Below are 16,800 nucleotides of genomic sequence, written 5' to 3'. Positions count from 1 at the left end.
TTCTGCTTTGCGACGCTGCGAAATCACGCAGGGTGCTTGGCTACCGATACAATGGCTGTAGTGTCACGGAGAGCATCTTGAGCGCGCACAGCACCTATTCCCTCGCCGAACTCGCCGAACGGTTCAACCTGACCTGTCATGGGGACACTGGCATTCGCCTCGACGGTGTCGGCACGCTGGCCGGTGCCGGACCCAATCAGCTGAGCTTTCTCTCAAACAGCAAATACACCGCGCAACTGGCTGCCACCCGCGCCGGGGTGGTCGTACTGCGTGAAGAGGATCTCGCCGGCTGTCCCGTGGCGACGCTGGTCGCACGTGACCCTTATGTGGCCTACGCGAAAATTGCTGCACTGTTCGAGCGCCTTCCGGCTGCACCGCCGGGCATCCATCCCAGTGCGGTGGTTGCCGCCAGCGCACAAGTCAGCGACAGCGCCAGCGTTGGACCTTGCTGCGTGGTCGGGGACGGTGCCGTGATCGGGGACGGTGCCGTGCTGGGTCCGCATTGCATCATCGGCGACGACTGCACGGTCGGCGCACAGTCGCGACTGGTTGCCAGGGTGACCCTGGTGACCCGGGTAACCCTGGGGAAGCGCGTGCTGGTGCATCCCGGCGCCGTGATCGGCTCGGACGGCTTCGGCCTCGCGTTCGACCTCAGTGCTTCCGATCACGGCAGCTGGATCAAACTGCCGCAACTCGGCGGCGTGCGCATCGGCGACGACTGCGAGATCGGCGCCAACACCACGATCGACCGCGGTGCGCTGGACGATACCGTGCTGGAGGAAGACGTACGACTGGACAACCAGATCCAGATCGCCCACAACGTGCACGTCGGCGCGCACACCGCGATGGCCGGCTGCGCCGCGGTGGCCGGCAGTGCCAGGATCGGCCGCTACTGCATGATCGGCGGCAATGCCGGTGTGCTGGGACATCTCGAACTGGCCGACCGGGTTACCATTACCGCCAAGAGCCTGGTCACGCATTCGATCCGCGAGTCGGGTGAATATTCTTCTGGCGTGCCCCTGCAGGAGAACCGCCAATGGCGGAAGAATGCGGCACGCTTCAAACATCTGGACGAGTACGCGCGCCGGTTGTCGGCGCTGGAGAAGGACAGCAACAATGAGTGAGAAAATCGGGTCCCTGTCGTTGCCGATCAATGTGGAGCAGATCCAGCAATTGCTGCCGCATCGCTATCCATTCCTGCTGGTCGACCGCGTGATCGAGATCGTGCCCGACGTCAGTGTGGTCGCGCTGAAGAACGTGACCATCAACGAGCCGTTCTTCCAGGGGCATTTCCCCGGTCATCCGGTCATGCCTGGCGTACTGATCGTCGAGGCCATGGCGCAGACTGCCGGCCTGCTGACCCAGATCAGCCGGCACCTCAAGGGTGACAAGGGCAGTCCGCTGTTCTATCTGGTCAAGGTCGACAACGCGCGTTTCAGCGCTCCGGTGGTCCCTGGCGATCAGCTGCGCATGGAAGTGACACTGAAACGCCTGATGCGCGGCATGGGCCTGTTCGTGGCACGCACGCTCGTCGACGGCAAGGAAGTGGCCAGTTGCGAACTGATGTGCGCCGCGAGGTCCGACAAATGATCCATGCCACTGCGCTGATCGATCCTTCCGCCGTCATCGGCGCCAACGTCAGCATCGGCGCCTACAGCGTGATCGGTGCCGAGGTGGTCATCGGCGACGGCACCGTGATCGGCCCGCATGTGGTGATCGAGGGCCCTACCCGGATCGGCCGCGACAACCGCATCGCCCAGTTCGCCTCGTTGGGCGGCGCGCCGCAGGACAAGAAGTTCGCCGGCGAGCGCACCGAGCTGGTGATCGGCGACCGCAACCTGATCCGCGAATTCGCCACCATCAACCGCGGTACCGGCGATGGCGGCAGCGTCACCCGCATCGGTGACGACAACTGGGTGCTCGCCTACGTGCACATCGCGCATGACTGCCAGATCGGCAACCACGTGGTGTTCTCCAACTACTCGGCGCTGGCTGGCCATGTGACGATCGGCGACTGGACCATCCTCTCCGGCTATTCCGGCGTGCATCAGTTCTGCAAGGTCGGCGCGCACGCGTTCATCGGCATGGGCTGCCTGGTCGGGCATGACGTGCCTCCGTTCGTGATGATGGCGAACGAGCAGCAGGGCCGCCCGCGCGGCATCAACAGCGAAGGCCTGAAGCGCCGTGGTTTCGACGCCACGCGCATCGCCGCGATCAAGCGCGCGTACCGCGTCCTGTACATGGCTGGCCTGTCGTTGCCGGAAGCACGCGAAAAACTGGCCGAACAGGCGCAACAGAGTGACGACGTGCGCGCGATGCTGGAGTTTCTCGACCACAGCGAGCGGGCGCTCGCCCGATAAGCGTCCCGCTTATCGGGCAATCAGGCACGCGCTCTGGCTTTGATACAGACGTAATGCGAGGCATCGACATGCAAGCCAGCGAGGCCTCTCCTCTCATTGCCATCCTCGCCGGCGAGGACTCCGGCGACCAGCTCGGTGCCGACCTGATCGCCGCCCTGCGCCAGCACTACCCGCAGGCCCGCTTCGTCGGCATCGGCGGCGCCCGCATGCAGCGCGAAGGCTTCGAATCCTGGTACGACATCCACGAGCTCTCGCTGTTCGGCTTCAGCGAGGTAATCCGTCACCTGCCGCGCTTGTTGCGGCTGCGCAAGGCGCTGGTAACCCGCCTGCTGGCGGCACGGCCGGCCGTGGTGATCGGCATCGACGCACCCGATTTCAACCTCGGCGTGGAGCAACGGCTGAAACAGGCCGGCCTGTTGACCGTGCATTACGTGAGTCCGTCGGTATGGGCGTGGCGCGAGAAACGCGCGGAAAAGATCGGTCGCAGCGCCCACCGCGTGCTGTGCCTGTTTCCGATGGAACCGGCGATCTACGCGAAGCATGGCATTGACGCCCGCTTCGTCGGCCACCCGCTGGCCGATCGTTTCGCACTGGTATCGGACCGCGTCGGCGCACGCGATGTGCTGCAGCTGCCACAACAGGCACCGGTACTGGCGGTGCTGCCCGGCAGCCGGCTGTCCGAATTGACGCGCCTGGGGCAGATCTTCATCGACGCCGCCACACAGGTTGCCGCCTCCGTCCCGGGGCTGCGCATCGTGATACCGGCCGCCAACCCGCAGGTGCACGCCAAGCTCAAGGATCTGCTGGCAAAAAGTCCCTCTGACGAGATGACACCGCTCCTGCTCGATGGCCACGCGCACGAAGCGATGCTGGCCGCCGACGTGGTGCTGCTGGCCTCCGGCACAGCCACGCTGGAGGCGATGCTGGCGAAACGCCCGATGGTCGTGGGTTATCGCGTCACCCCGTTGAGCTATCGCATCGCGCGCGCCATGAAGATGCTGAAAACCGACATCTACTCACTTCCCAACATCTTGGCGCGGGCCAGCAACCTCAGCGAGGAGAAGCTGGTACCCGAGCTGATGCAGGACGAATGCACCGCCGGGAACCTGGCCAGCGCCACTCTGGCGTTGTTTCGCGACAGCGAGCGCCGCAGCCATATCGTCGCCGCCTTTGAACAGCTGCATCAGGCATTGCTTGGCGGCATGGAAGGCCACGCCGGGGATCGCGCGGCCGCAGCGATTGCCGAATTGATCGATGATCAAGAACCTGTCGATGGGTAAGCTTCCCTCGAGCGGCCGCCACTCATCCTCACCCAAAGAGGACCCCCTTCGCTCGCAACCTTCTCTTTCCGGAAAGGGGACTTCCTTCGGTCGCTACCAGGGTGAAGGAACGAGTGCACGGAGCATCTTCATTGCCGGTGTGGACGAAGCCGGCCGTGGTCCGCTGGCCGGGCCGCTGGCGGTCGCGGCCGTGATCCTGGATCCGGATCGCCCGATTGCCGGTCTCGACGATTCGAAGAAACTCACCGAGGCAAGGCGCGAGGCGCTGTACCCGTTGATCATCGAGCGCGCACTGGCTTATTGCGTGGTACTGGTCGAACCGGACGAGATCGATCGCCTGAACATCTTCCAGGCCACCATGGCCGGCATGAGCCGTGCCGTCGCCGGTCTCGCACCAGCCGCGCGCGAGGCGCTGGTCGACGGCAACAAGCTGCCGAGGGACCTGCCCTGCCCCGGCCGCGCGATCGTCGGTGGCGACGCTCTGGAGCCGGCAATCAGCGCTGCCTCGATCCTCGCCAAGGTCACCCGCGATCGCCTGATGGTGGCGCTTGACGCCACTCATCCCGGCTACGGGTTCGCCATGCACAAGGGCTATCCGACCCCGGCCCATCTGTCGGCACTGCAACAACTCGGGCCCTGCGCACAGCATCGGCGCAGCTTTGCACCGGTGCGACTGCTGCTGGATCAGGCAAGCTTGTTCTGAGCAGGCACCACTGGTATTTCCGCAAGCGCATCGCCCTGCAACTACCGGGATTGATCGGCATAGCCCATCAGTCATGCAACTCTTTTCGTGGCAGGCGCATCACTGGATGCAGGAACCAGCATGAGCATGGACGCGCCAGCGATGCCGGCCCGCCCTTTCCGGGACACGCCGGTCTCCACGGCCATCAACGCACTGCCAGATCGCAGGAGTCCCGTCATGACGCACCAAGACAACCGTTCCCCCACCCCATCTGCGCCGGCAATCCCCGCGGTCGCGGCAGCGCCGGACGACAACCTGCCGCACGCCGATTACAACCTCGGTCCGCTGGAGGTGCACGGCCTCGATCACTATGTGAAGTACGAGGACGACGAACGCTTTCATGTCTGCTGAACTTTCACCCCGCTCCTGCTGTTGCTAGGCTGCGACAACTACCGGGGGTATGGATGACATGCGCAGGATCGCTTTCGCACTGTTCGGGCTGATGCTTTGTTTCGCCACGAATGCAGCCGAAATGCAGCCCGGCGACTTGCCACCGGATGCTCTCGGTTCGGCGCTGGGCGGCCCGGCAGTGAGTGTGTCCTCGCTGCGCGGCAAGGTCGTGGTGATCAGCTTCTGGGCGACCTGGTGCGGCTACTGCATGAAGGAGATGCCGGTACTGGCAGGCCTGCAGACGCTGGCCACCCAGCGCGGCCTGCCGCTGCAAGTCGTAGCTGTCGATTCCAGGGAAGACCACGATACGTTCGCGCACAGCGCCCGTATGCTCAAAAAGCGCTTGCCGGGACTGTTGATCACCTGGGACCGAACCGGAGCGATCGGCAAGCCCTACGGCGCCGACAAGAGCATCCCGGTGATGGTGATGCTGCATCGCGATGGCACGGTGGCGCATATTCATGTCGGTTACGGCGAAGACATGCTCGACAGCCTGGTGAGCGAGATCAATGATCTGCTCGTTGAGCCGCTGCCTGCCACCGCCGGAATCACCGTCAACCACTGATCATCGACGCCAGCCGGCGACCTGAATCCAGCTGCTGCAATGCATGGCGCAAACCGTACGGAAGTCAATCTTGCCGCTGGACGGAGCGCCGGTTAGCCTGCACGGACTCACCGCGCAAATCTGCATGACCGTCCGCTATACCCACCTGCACCTGCACAGCGAATATTCGCTGGTCGACTCGACCATCCGCATCAAGGCGCTGGTCGCCGCCTGCGTGCGCGACGGCATCCCGGCGGTGGCGCTGACCGACGAATGCAACATGTTCGCACTGGTGAAGTTCTACAAGGCCTGCAGCGCGGCCGGCATCAAGCCGATCGGTGGCTGCGACCTGTGGATCAGCGCACCGGACGACCCGCGCCCATGGCGACTCACCCTGCTGTGCCAGAACCGCGACGGCTATCTCAACCTGTCGCGCCTGGTCTCACGCGCCTGGCAGGAAGGGCAGCACGGCGGCCGGGCGCTGGTCGAGGCCGGCTGGCTCAGCGCAGATGCCAGCAGCGGACTGATCGCCCTGCTCGGCCGCGACAGCGAAGTCGGCCGCATCGCGCTGAACCATGGCATCGGGGCGGCGCTGGTGAAGCTGCGGCCGCTCGTACGGCTGTTTCCCGATCGGCTGTATCTGGAGCTGACCCGCTGTGGCCGCGATGGCGAGGAGCAATGGAACACCGCAGCCCTTGCGCTGGCCGGCGAACTCGCTCTGCCGGTCATCGCCAGCAACGACGTGCGCTTCCTGAAACAGGATGACTTCGCAGCACACGAAGCACGTGTATGCATCCACCAGGGGCGCGTGCTGGCCGATCCGAAGCGCCCGCGCGACTACAGCGACCAGCAATACCTGAAGACGCCCGAGGAGATGGCCGCGCTGTTCGCAGACATTCCCGAGGCGCTGGAAAACACCGTCGAACTGGCCCGGCGCTGCAATCTGGAACTCAAGTTCGGCACCTATTACCTGCCGGACTTCCCGGTGCCCGAAGGCTACGACCTCGACAGCCATATCCGCGAACTGTCGCGGCGCGGGCTGGCCGAGCGCCTGGCGCTGGCGCCGCTCGCCGCCGGCCACACATTGGCCGATTACGAGGCGCGGCTGGAGCGCGAGCTGGACGTCATCATCAAGATGGGCTTCCCGGGCTACTTCCTGATCGTCTCGGACTTCATCCGCTGGGGCAAGGACAACGGCATTCCGGTCGGGCCGGGCCGCGGCTCCGGTGCCGGCTCGCTGGTCGCCTGGGCGCTGAAGATCACCGACCTGGATCCGCTGCAGTTCAACCTGCTGTTCGAGCGCTTCCTCAATCCCGAACGCGTGTCGATGCCCGACTTCGACATCGACTTCTGCATGGATCGCCGCGACGAGGTGATCGACTACGTGTCGCGCAAGTACGGCCGCGACCGCGTCAGCCAGATCATCACCTACGGCTCCATGGCGGCCAAGGCCGTGCTGCGCGATTCCGGCCGTGTGCTCAGCATGGGTTACGGCCAGGTCGACAAGCTGGCAAAACTCATTCCGCCGCGACCGCTCGATCTCACCCTGTCCGATGCGCTCGGCCGCTCGGAGAAATCGAAAAAAGAGACCGACCGCGTCGTCAAGGAATTCTGCGAAGCCTACGAGCAGGACGAAGACGCCCACGCCCTGATCGACCTTGCGCTCAATCTCGAGAGCCTCACCCGCAACGCCGGCAAGCACGCCGGCGGCGTGGTGATCGCACCGACCCCGTTGACCGACTTCGCACCGCTGTACTGCGAAGCCGGCGGCGGCGGCGTGGTGACCCAGTACGACAAGGACGACGTGGAAGCCGTCGGCCTGGTGAAGTTCGACTTCCTGGGCCTGCGTACCCTCACCATCATCGACTGGGCGGTGAAGGCGATCAACGCGCGTCGTGCCAAGGCCGGTGAAACGCCGCTGGACATCGCCGCGCTGCCGCTGGACGACGCCCTCACCTACGATGACGTGTTCAAGAAGGCTAGGACGGTAGCGATCTTCCAGTTCGAATCGGCCGGCATGCAGCGCATGCTGAAAGATGCGAAGCCGGACCGCTTTGAAGACATCATCGCCCTGGGCGCGCTGTATCGCCCCGGCCCGATGGACCTGATCCCCAGCTTCGTCGCGCGCAAGCATGGTCGCGAAGAAGTGGAATACCCCGATCCGCGCGTCGAGCCTGTCCTGCAGGAGACCTACGGCATCATGGTCTATCAGGAGCAGGTGATGCAGATGGCGCAGATCGTGGGCGGCTATTCGCTCGGCGGCGCCGACCTGCTGCGCCGTGCGATGGGCAAGAAAGACGTCAAGAAGATGGCCGAGGAACGCGCCAAATTCCGCGAGGGTGCGGCGAAGGATGGCCTCGCCGGTTCCAAGGCGGACGAAATCTTCGACTTGATGGAAAAGTTCGCCGGCTACGGCTTCAACAAGTCGCACGCTGCTGCCTACGCGCTGGTGTCGTACCAGACCGCGTGGTTGAAGGCGCACTACCCGGCCGAGTTCATGGCCGCGACGATCTCGTCGGACATGGACAACACCGACAAGGCAGTGACCTTCCTCGAAGAATCGCGTGCACTCGGCATCACCGTGCAGCCGCCGGACGTCAACGCATCGGAATACATGTTCGTCGCGATCGAGACGGACACCTTGTCCAGTGCCTCGCGCCAAGGTGCCCACACGATCCAGTACGGCTTGGGCGCGATCAAGGGTGTCGGCCAGGGCGCGTGCGAAGCGATCGTGGCCGAACGCGCCCATGGCGCGTATACCGATCTGGCCGATTTCTGCCGCCGGGTCGACCCGACCAAGCTCAACCGCCGTGTGCTGGAGGCGCTGATTTGTTCCGGTGCTCTGGATGCGCTGGCGCCGACACGCGCCAGCCTGATGCTGCAGCTGCCCGACGCCATCAAGGCTGCCGAACAGCACCTGCGGGACAAGCAGTCCGGCCAGAACGACATGTTCGGTGCCGCGACAGGGGCGACGACACCGGTGGTCCAGATCCATCTGCCGACTGCGCCGGAATGGCCGCTGGAACAGAAGCTGCAGGGCGAGCGCGACACGCTGGGGCATTACCTGTCCGGCCATCCCACCGATCCGTGGAAGGACGAACTGGCACAACTGTCCACCTGCCCACTGGGCGAGATCGCCGATCGCTATCAGCCGCCCAAGCCGCGCAGAAACGATGACGGCGACAACAACCGCTTCCGTCGAGGGCCGGACACGCCCTGGACGGTCGCCGGCATGGTCACCGCCATGCGCAAGCGTGGCGACAGCGACGCCTTCGTGCGGCTGGAGGATGGCAGCGGCATCATCGAGGTGAGTTTCTTCGGCGAGTTGTACCAGCAGGTCGCGCCGCTACTCACCCGCGACCAGATGCTGATCGTCGAGGGCGGTCTGCGCATTGACGACTTCTCCGGCGGCGGCTTCCAGTTGCGCGCCCGCAGTGCCATCTCGCTGGCCGATGCCTGTCGCAAGCATGCACGCCTGCTGCAACTGAAATTGAACGGCATCGGTCCGGGCTTTGTCGAACAGCTGCAGCATGCGCTGGCCGGCTATCGCGGTGGCCGCGCCAGCGTGACCTTGCACGGCTATCGCAACCATGGCGGTCAGGCCGATCTCGAACTGGGCGAGGACTGGCGCGTGGATGCCATTCCCGAGCTGCTGCGCGCCGTGCGCGCGCTGCCGGGTGTGCAGGCCGCGCGACTGCGTATCGTCAAGCAGCAGGACTGAAAACCCGTTTGGCTCCCCCTACAAGCAGGCGGAGGAGCCGTAACTTTCACTTCTTGCCCCGCTCCATCATCGCCTTCAGATCGGCAAACGGATTGCCGGTAGCCGCCGGTGCATCCTCCACTTCCATTACGCCGCCACGTACATGGTCGATATGCCGCGAATGCTCGTTGTCGTGGCAATACACGCACAGCAGCTCCCAGTTGCTGCCGTCCGGCGGGTTGAAGTCGTGGTCGTGGTTGCGGTGATGCACGGTCAGTTCCTGCAGGTTCGCGCGGGTGAACTCGCGCGCGCAGCGGCCGCATACCCACGGATACATCTTCAGGGCGCGTTCGCGATAGCCCAGCTCGCGCTGCTCGGCATTGCGCCGCGCCTCGGCCACGATGCGGTCGAGCTTGGCGTTGTCGATGGGCGGTTTGGTCGGCATGGTCGAATCCGGCTGGGCAGGCTTGATGGGGCGGAAGATAGCGCAATCCACCGGCACAGGGCAGGCATCTGTCGAGTCCGTCACAGCCATACGGCGGCGTTCTCGCGTTTTCCTGCGTGACGGTATACTGAGCCGCTTCTGTGCCATGAAATGCAGCGAATGAACCCAAACTTCCTCGATTTCGAACAACCGATCGCCGAACTGGATGCGAAGATCGAAGAGCTTCGCCATGCCAGCCATGGCCAGGCGTTCAATATCGACGAGGAAGTCGGCCGGCTGCGCGAAAAGCTGAAGCTCAAGACCAACGAGATCTTCCGCAACCTCAACTCCTGGCAGACCACCCAGCTGTCGCGTCATCCTGCGCGACCGTACACGCTCGACTACATCGGCGTGATCTGCGAGGAATTCCACGAGCTGGCCGGCGACCGCATGTACGCCGACGATGCCGCCATCGTCGGCGGCCTTGGCCGCATCAACGGCCGGCCGGTGGTGATCATCGGCCACCAGAAGGGCCGCAACACCAAGGACAAGGTGCGCCGCAACTTCGGCATGCCGCGTCCCGAGGGTTATCGCAAGGCGCTGCGCCTGATGAAGATGGCCGAGCGCTTCCAGTTGCCGCTGCTGACCCTGATCGACACCCCCGGAGCGTATCCCGGCGTCGGCGCCGAGGAGCGTGGCCAGAGCGAGGCGATCGCACGCAACCTGCTGGAAATGGCCGAACTGAAGGTGCCGATCGTGTGCACCGTCATCGGCGAAGGTGGCTCCGGCGGCGCGCTGGCGATCGGCGTTGGCGACCGCACCAACATGCTGCAGTACTCGACCTATTCGGTGATCTCGCCGGAAGGCTGCGCCTCGATCCTGTGGAAGAGCCCTGACAAGGTGAAGGATGCCGCCGAAGCGCTCGGCATGACCGCCCCGCGCCTGCTCGAACTGGGCCTGATCGACAAGCTGGTGCGCGAGCCGCTCGGCGGCGCCCATCGCAACCCACGCTCGATGGCCGTGCGCCTGAAAGCGGTGCTGCTGAACCAGCTCGACGAGCTGGAGGCGATGCCGTTGCCCGACCTGCTCGAACAACGCTACCGGCGCCTGCGCCGCTACGGTGCGTACCAAGAATAGCTTCGAAACCCGCGCGGCATCAGCTGCGCACTTGGCGTTACCATCGGTATCACATCATGCTGCCGGTATCCGCCATGGCCCACGACACCACCAAGCTCGCCGTACTGATCGACGCTGACAACGCGCGCCCAGCCATCGTCGAGGGCCTGCTAGCGGAGATCGCCAAGTACGGCACCGCGCACGTCAAGCGCATCTACGGCGACTGGACCAAGCCCGATCTCAACGGCTGGAAGGAAGTGCTGCTGCGTCACTCGATCCAGCCGATCCAGCAATTCCGCTACACCGTCGGCAAGAACGCCACGGACTCGGCGATGATCATCGACGCGATGGATCTGCTCTACGCCGAGCGCTTCGACGGCTTCTGCATCGTCTCCAGCGACAGCGACTTCACCCGGCTCGCCTCGCGCATCCGCGAGTCCGGACGAATCGTCTACGGTTTCGGCGAGAAGAAGACACCCGAACCGTTCCGCACAGCCTGCGACAAGTTCATCTACACCGAAGTGCTGGCCGGCTCTACCGAAGCCGAGACCGAGGCCGCGCCGAAGCAGCGTTCGGCCAAGGAGCTGCGCGGCGACACTCACCTGATGAACATGCTGCGCAACGCGATCGATGCCGCCTCCGACGACACCGGCTGGGCCGGCCTCGGTGCGATCGGCAGCATCATCAACAAGCAGTCGCCCGACTTCGACTCGCGCAATTACGGCTACGCCAAGCTGAGCGGACTGATCAAGGGCATCGGCTTGTTCGACACCGAGGAACGCCACATCGGCAACGGCAAGCACATCTACGTGCGTCCCCGCGTCCCGAAGAAGTGAGCGAAACGCTGCCCCGGCATCTGCTTGCAGCGCTGGCGGCCGCGCCGCCGGCGCCGCTCTGCGTCGCCTTCAGCGGTGGACCGGATTCCACGGCACTGCTGCATGCACTGGCGCAATTGCCGCAGGCGCGTGCACGTGGCCTGCGCGCATTGCATGTCGACCACGGTTTGCACGCCGACAGTGCAGACTGGGCCGCACACTGCCAGCGCTTCTGCGCGGCACACGAAGTGCCATGCAAAGTGCTTCGCGTACAGGTGGACACCAGCAAGGGCATCGGGCTGGAGGCGGCCGCCCGTGACGCGCGTTACGCTGCCCTCGCCATGCAACTGCGCGAAGACGAGTGGCTGCTGCTCGGCCATCACCGCGACGACCAGGTCGAGACTGTCCTGCTCAAGCTGCTGCGCGGCGCCGGCCCCGATGGGCTGGGCGGCATGCATGCGTTGCGCACGTTCGGTCGCGGTCAGCTATGGCGGCCACTGCTGGATTTGTCGCGTCAGCAGCTGCACGACTACGTCGCAGCACACGCGCTGGAGTGCATCGACGACCCCTCCAATACCGACACATGTCTGGCACGCAACCAGCTGCGTCACCAGATCCTGCCGCAGCTGACGCGACACTGGCCACAGGCGGTGGATTCGATCCTGCACAGCGCCGTGCTCAGCCGTGCCGCGGCGGATGCCTTGCGCACGCAATGGTTGGCAGCATTCGATGCCTTGCACGACCCGGCCAGCGACAGTCTGCACGCCGCCGGCTGGCTGGCGCTGGATCCCGCACTACGCGAGCCCCTGCTGGATCACTGGCTGCATGCACGCAAGCTGCCCGCACCGACCACGGCGCAGCGCCGACAGATCGAACGTCAGTGCAGCGCGCGCGCCGGCCAGCTGCCCTGCATCCGCTGGGCTGGCGCCGAGCTGCATATCTGGAAGGACCGGCTGTGGGCGCTGCCGCCGGCACCGGTCGTGGCCCCCGACTGGCAGGCTGCCTGGCATGGTGAGCCGCTGCCACTGCCCGATGGCGGCAAGCTCACCTTGACCGAGGTCGATGCTCGTCTCGTCGAACCCCTGAGCGTGCGTCTGCGTCACGGTGGCGAACGCATCAAGCCCGATGGCGATGCGTACACGCGCGAACTGCGTGACCTGTTCCAGCAGGCCAGACTGCCGCCCTGGCAACGCAACACCTGTCCGTTGCTGTATGCCGGCAACGAGCTGGTCGCAGTGGCCGATCGCTGGGCCAGCTGCCGTGGCACCGCCATTTTTCAGCAGACCGGCGCCTCGCCCCGCTGGCAGCCGGCACGCTGATCCACGTCGCGCCAGACGCCCTCCGCGACCTTGCGCCGATTGATTCCGGACGGCCGCTGCGTTAGCGTTGCGGGCCATGGCCAAGACCGCTCCCGCATCCGGCAAGACCCCACCCGCCGCCGACTTCGAACACTCCCTCGACGAGCTGGAGCAACTGGTTGCCCGGATGGAAGGCGGCGAAATGAGCCTGGACGAATCGCTGACCTCGTTCGAGCGCGGCATCGGCCTGTACCGCCACTGCCAGCAGTCGCTGCAACAGGCCGAACTGCGCGTGCGCCTGCTGCTCGACCCCGATGCTCCCGACAACGCCGAACCGTTTGAACCCGAACTCTGAATCTGCCGAGCTCGGCCTCGCCCTGCAAGCGTTGACCGTCCGTGCCGAACAGGCACTCGACTGCAACCTGCCGCCGGCCGAACAGTCCCCTGCCGAGCTGCACCGCGCGATGCGCTACGCCGTGCTCGGTGGCGGCAAGCGGCTGCGTCCGCTGCTGGTGTATGCCGCCGCCCACGCGCTGGGCACCGATGACGCCGCACTCGATGCCGCCGCCTGTGCGGTGGAGCTGATCCACGCCTACTCGCTGGTGCACGACGACCTGCCGGCGATGGATGACGACGCCCTGCGCCGCGGCCGGCCGACCTGCCACATCGTGTACGGCGAGGCGATGGCGATCCTCGCCGGCGATGCATTGCAGGCACTTGCCTTCGAGATCCTGGCTGGCGATATGGCCAAACGGGTCGATGCGGCCACCGTGGTGGCCATGCAGCGTACGCTCGGCCGCGCCTGCGGTGCCGAGGGCATGGCCGGTGGCCAGGCGCTCGACCTGGCGGCCGTCGGCCGCAAGCTGAGCCTGGCAGAACTTGAACACATGCACGCCTGCAAGACCGGTGCGCTGATCCGCGCCTCGGTGCAACTGGGCGCGCTACTCGCCGGTGCCGACGTGGATACGCTGGCAGCGCTGGACCGCTATGCCCACGCCGTCGGACTGGCGTTCCAGGTGCGCGACGACATCCTCGACGTGGAAGGCGAATCCGCGGTGATCGGCAAGACCGCCGGCAAGGACGCCGCCGCCGACAAACCCACCTTTCCCTCGATCATCGGCCTTGCCGCCTCGCGCGCACGCCTGGCGGAACTGATCGAAATCGCGCTGACCGCGATCGCGCCACTGGGCGAGCGTGCCTCGCTGCTGGCCGAGCTGGCGCACTACTCGGCTCATCGCGCGCATTGAAAAGGGCGGCTTGCGCCGCCCCGTTTCAGATCAGGCAAACCACCCGGGTCAGGCAACGCCTTCCTTCGGGTCAGCACCGTACTGGTTCGAACCCTGGTCGCCTGCGATGGCGAACAGCACGATGATCCAGACGATACCGGCCACCGGGATCAGCACAACCAGCCACCACCAGCCGCTGCGCCCCGTGTCATGCAGGCGACGTACTCCGACCGCAAGGCCGGGCACCAGCAACGCCAGGCTGTAGAGCGTGCCGAGCACCGGAAGATGGATGGCTCTGCCAATCAGGCCAATCACGATGGCAATGATCAGATTGGCCAGAAAGAACATCCAGTACTCGGTACGCCGCGCACGCCCCTCGAAGTCCGCGTAATGCCCCTTGACGCACTTCAGATACCAGTCAAAGAAACCCATGAGTCGACTCCCCTTTCGATAGATTCATGCCCGGACATGCAAACAGAACTGCCTTGTCTCGCCGATCCCCCCGGACCCATGCGATGGCCCACACCGATCGAGCGATGGGAGACCGGGCGAGTCTATATGGAAACAGGCCGCATGCCGCCATGCGTCCTGGCGTCCGGAAGCCGCCGGTTCACTTGACCAGTCGCAGCGCGAACGGATAGCGATAGGTGGTTCCCTCGTTGGCCTTGATCGTGCCGACGATCACGAATACCAACCAGGCGATGACCAGCGCTGCGAACAACGGGATACCGATCAGCACGAAACACAAGATCCAGCACACGATCGCCGCGATCGCCACCGTGATGTTGAAGTTCAGCGCTTCCTTGCCCTGATCGTTGACGAACGCCATGGTGTCCTTCTTGATCAGCCAGATCACCAGCGGTCCGATGATGCTGCCGAACGGAATGATCAGGCCGGCCAGGGCCGACAGGTGCGCGAACATCGCCCACTGGCGTTCCTCGGCGGAAGGGGCACCGACCAGTGGCGGTTCACTCGGCGAGGGCGGGATGACGGACTCGGGTGGAACGCTCATGCGCATCTCCTCAAAGTCGACAGCTTGTGGATGGACGGACGACCGGTTCGGCACCGGTGGCAAGCATGCTAGCAAGCCGCGACCGGCTTGCCGAGTGAGCTTGCGGCAGGGGTGCGAACTTGCGGCCAGCTACTCGCCGGCGACCGTCATCCGCTCAAGCAGGATCGAGCCGGTCAACAGGTGCGAACGCGGATCGACGTCCGTACCCACCGCCACGATCCCGCTGAACATGTCGCGCAGGTTCGCCGCCATCGTGATCTCCTCGACCGGGTAGGCAATTTGTCCGTTCTCGACCCAGAAGCCGGCCGCGCCACGCGAATAGTCACCGGTGATGGTGGACACACCCTGCCCCATCACCTCGGTTACCAGCAGGCCGGTGCCCATGCGGCGCAGCATGCCGGCGAAGTCATCCAGTGCATGATCGGCACTGCCCGGCTCCACGATCAGGTTGTGGATACCGCCGGCGTTGCCGGTCGATTCCAGCCCCAGCTTGCGCGCCGAATAGCTGCCCAGCACGTAGCGCACCAGTACGCCGCCCTCGATCAGGCTGCTGTCGCGGGTGGCCACGCCCTCGGCATCGAACACGCTCGAGCCCTGGCCTCGCATCAACCGCGGCCGCTCGTTGATATTCAGCCACGACGGCATCACCGGCTTGCCGACGTGGTCGAGCAGGAAACTGGCCCGCCGATACAGCGCACCACCACTGACCGCACCGAGCAGATGGCCGATCAGCCCGCGCGCCAGATCCGGCACGAACAGCACCGGGCACTGCCGCGTCGACAGGCTGCGCGCACCCATGCGCGCCAGTGTGCGCTCGGCAGCCTTGTCGCCCAGCGCCTTTGCACTCATGAAATCGCCGGCCGCACGCACGCTGTCGTACCAGTAATCGCGCTGCATGCCGTCTTCGTCGCCGGCGATCAACGCCAGCGACAGCGAATGCCGCGTGCCGCGCTCACGCCCGACGAAGCCGTGCGAGTTCGCATACACCGACAGACCCTGCCCGGCCTGCACGCTGGCACCATCGGAATTGCTGATGCCGGCGTGTGCACGACCGGCCTCCTCGATCTCGATGCCCAGCTCGATTGCTTGCGCGGTGTCGATATCCCACGGATGCCACAGGTCGAGATCGGGGAAGGACGTCGCCATGCGCGTTGCATCGGCCAGTCCGGCCGCCGGATCGGCCTCGGTGTAGCGCGCGATCGCGCACGCCTGGTCCAGCGTGGCCTGGATCGAGTCCGGATGCAGGTCGGCGGTGCTGGCCGAGCCCTTGCTCTGGCCGAAATACACGGTCAGGCCAAAACCACGATCGCGCGTGTGCTCGACCGTCTCCACCTCGCCCAGCCGCACGTTCACGCTCAGCCCGGTGTCGATGCTGGCGGCCACCTCGGCCTGGCTGGCGCCTGCGGCACGGGCGCGGCGGATCACGTCCTCGGCCAGTTCGGCCAGCCGGTCAAGTTCGGCCTCACTACGATCCGTCGGGCTGCGGTCCTGGCTGATGGCGACTTCGCTCACGTTGGGCTTTCCTGGGAGTTAGGCGGGTAGAATAGGCGGTTCGCGACCGCTGGACCTCCGACATGGGGCCGCGGCGATGAAATGCAAAGAGCTGCGGAGTACGCCATGCAACCCACCGCCGGCATCTATCGTCACTACAAGGGCCAGCGCTACCGTGTGCTGGGCACCGCCCACCACAGCGAAACGCTGGAACCGCTGGTGGTCTATCAGGCGCTGTATGGCGATCACGGGCTGTGGGTACGTCCCGCGGCGATGTTCAGCGAAACCATCGAACTGGATGGCGAGCCGATCGCCCGTTTCGCACTTGAACAAGCTGATCACGAGCAGGCCGAACCGGCCCATGACGACGACAGCCACACCTGATCCACGATCCATCTTCTG

Annotated in this window: 18 protein-coding genes; 14 read left to right on the top strand and 4 right to left on the bottom strand. The window is 65.2% G+C overall.

From position 1 onward, the window contains the following. Nucleotides 1-77 precede the first annotated feature (77 nt). The 8 genes from lpxD to dnaE all read left to right on the top strand — a co-directional run bounded on the left by lpxD (nt 78) and on the right by dnaE (nt 9,037). Complete coding sequence (gene lpxD, locus ACYVKM_RS05950; protein WP_460876638.1) at nt 78-1,124, top strand: UDP-3-O-(3-hydroxymyristoyl)glucosamine N-acyltransferase; 1,047 nt, start codon at nt 78-80, stop codon at nt 1,122-1,124. Continuing rightward, a complete protein-coding gene (gene fabZ / locus ACYVKM_RS05945; RefSeq protein WP_460876636.1) occupies nt 1,117-1,590 on the top strand; it encodes a 3-hydroxyacyl-ACP dehydratase FabZ in 474 nt (157 codons plus the stop codon). Before lpxD ends, fabZ begins: the two co-directional genes overlap by 8 nt. Then, complete coding sequence (gene lpxA, locus ACYVKM_RS05940; protein WP_460876635.1) at nt 1,587-2,360, top strand: acyl-ACP--UDP-N-acetylglucosamine O-acyltransferase; 774 nt, start codon at nt 1,587-1,589, stop codon at nt 2,358-2,360. Before fabZ ends, lpxA begins: the two co-directional genes overlap by 4 nt. Nucleotides 2,361-2,428: 68 nt before the next feature. Then, entirely contained in the window at nt 2,429-3,640 is a 1,212-nt protein-coding gene (gene lpxB / locus ACYVKM_RS05935; protein WP_460876633.1) for a lipid-A-disaccharide synthase, read from the top strand. Then, nucleotides 3,633-4,343 (top strand): ribonuclease HII, encoded by a 711-nt coding sequence (gene rnhB / locus ACYVKM_RS05930; RefSeq protein ID WP_460876631.1) that lies wholly within the window; start codon nt 3,633-3,635, stop codon nt 4,341-4,343. The genes lpxB and rnhB overlap by 8 nt, the downstream gene beginning before the upstream one ends. A gap of 216 nt (nt 4,344-4,559) precedes the next feature. Next, nucleotides 4,560-4,733, top strand: a complete 174-nt coding sequence (locus ACYVKM_RS05925; protein WP_460876629.1) for a hypothetical protein — start codon at nt 4,560-4,562, stop codon at nt 4,731-4,733. Between the two features lie 58 nt (nt 4,734-4,791). Continuing rightward, nucleotides 4,792-5,337: a TlpA disulfide reductase family protein gene (locus ACYVKM_RS05920; RefSeq protein ID WP_460876627.1), complete on the top strand. Its 546-nt coding sequence runs from the start codon at nt 4,792-4,794 to the stop codon at nt 5,335-5,337. Nucleotides 5,338-5,461: 124 nt separating this feature from the next. Then, nucleotides 5,462-9,037: a DNA polymerase III subunit alpha gene (dnaE, locus tag ACYVKM_RS05915; RefSeq protein ID WP_460876626.1), complete on the top strand. Its 3,576-nt coding sequence runs from the start codon at nt 5,462-5,464 to the stop codon at nt 9,035-9,037. 46 nt (nt 9,038-9,083) lie between these two features. On the opposite strand, the gene ACYVKM_RS05910 is transcribed toward dnaE, so the two are convergent. After that, nucleotides 9,084-9,461 carry a YajD family HNH nuclease gene (locus tag ACYVKM_RS05910; protein ID WP_460876625.1) on the bottom strand — a complete coding sequence of 126 codons (378 nt, stop codon included), beginning with the start codon at nt 9,459-9,461 and terminating at the stop codon, nt 9,084-9,086. A 159-nt stretch (nt 9,462-9,620) separates the two neighbouring features. Here ACYVKM_RS05910 and accA point away from each other — a divergent pair, with 159 nt between their 5' ends. The 5 genes from accA to ACYVKM_RS05885 all read left to right on the top strand — a co-directional run bounded on the left by accA (nt 9,621) and on the right by ACYVKM_RS05885 (nt 13,916). Then, nucleotides 9,621-10,577: an acetyl-CoA carboxylase carboxyl transferase subunit alpha gene (accA, locus tag ACYVKM_RS05905; protein ID WP_460876623.1), complete on the top strand. Its 957-nt coding sequence runs from the start codon at nt 9,621-9,623 to the stop codon at nt 10,575-10,577. Between the two features lie 74 nt (nt 10,578-10,651). Beyond that, complete coding sequence (locus tag ACYVKM_RS05900; protein ID WP_460876622.1) at nt 10,652-11,392, top strand: NYN domain-containing protein; 741 nt, start codon at nt 10,652-10,654, stop codon at nt 11,390-11,392. Then, nucleotides 11,389-12,690, top strand: coding sequence for a tRNA lysidine(34) synthetase TilS (gene tilS / locus ACYVKM_RS05895; protein WP_460876620.1), 1,302 nt, complete (start codon nt 11,389-11,391; stop codon nt 12,688-12,690). Before ACYVKM_RS05900 ends, tilS begins: the two co-directional genes overlap by 4 nt. A 76-nt stretch (nt 12,691-12,766) precedes the next feature. After that, nucleotides 12,767-13,024 carry an exodeoxyribonuclease VII small subunit gene (locus tag ACYVKM_RS05890; protein ID WP_460876619.1) on the top strand — a complete coding sequence of 86 codons (258 nt, stop codon included), beginning with the start codon at nt 12,767-12,769 and terminating at the stop codon, nt 13,022-13,024. Continuing rightward, nucleotides 13,008-13,916 (top strand): polyprenyl synthetase family protein, encoded by a 909-nt coding sequence (locus ACYVKM_RS05885; protein WP_460876617.1) that lies wholly within the window; start codon nt 13,008-13,010, stop codon nt 13,914-13,916. Before ACYVKM_RS05890 ends, ACYVKM_RS05885 begins: the two co-directional genes overlap by 17 nt. A 48-nt stretch (nt 13,917-13,964) precedes the next feature. Here the strand turns inward: ACYVKM_RS05885 and ACYVKM_RS05880 are convergent, their stop codons facing one another. The 3 genes from ACYVKM_RS05880 to pmbA all read right to left on the bottom strand — a co-directional run bounded on the left by ACYVKM_RS05880 (nt 13,965) and on the right by pmbA (nt 16,419). Further along, complete coding sequence (locus tag ACYVKM_RS05880) at nt 13,965-14,327, bottom strand: DUF805 domain-containing protein (protein WP_460876616.1); 363 nt, start codon at nt 14,325-14,327, stop codon at nt 13,965-13,967. 178 nt (nt 14,328-14,505) lie between these two features. After that, on the bottom strand, nt 14,506-14,907 hold the full coding sequence (locus ACYVKM_RS05875; RefSeq protein ID WP_460876614.1) for a DUF4870 domain-containing protein: 402 nt from the start codon (nt 14,905-14,907) through the stop codon (nt 14,506-14,508). Nucleotides 14,908-15,036: 129 nt separating this feature from the next. Next, on the bottom strand, nt 15,037-16,419 hold the full coding sequence (pmbA, locus tag ACYVKM_RS05870) for a metalloprotease PmbA (RefSeq protein ID WP_460876613.1): 1,383 nt from the start codon (nt 16,417-16,419) through the stop codon (nt 15,037-15,039). Nucleotides 16,420-16,524: 105 nt separating this feature from the next. Between pmbA and ACYVKM_RS05865 the strand changes: the two genes are divergently transcribed. Further along, the gene (locus ACYVKM_RS05865) at nt 16,525-16,782 is read left to right on the top strand and encodes a DUF1653 domain-containing protein (RefSeq protein WP_460876611.1); all 258 of its coding nucleotides are present in this window, start codon (nt 16,525-16,527) and stop codon (nt 16,780-16,782) included. Nucleotides 16,783-16,800 lie beyond the last annotated feature (18 nt).

This window comes from Rhodanobacter koreensis (assembly GCF_054782855.1).
This window is presented reverse-complemented; position numbering and strand designations above follow the sequence as displayed.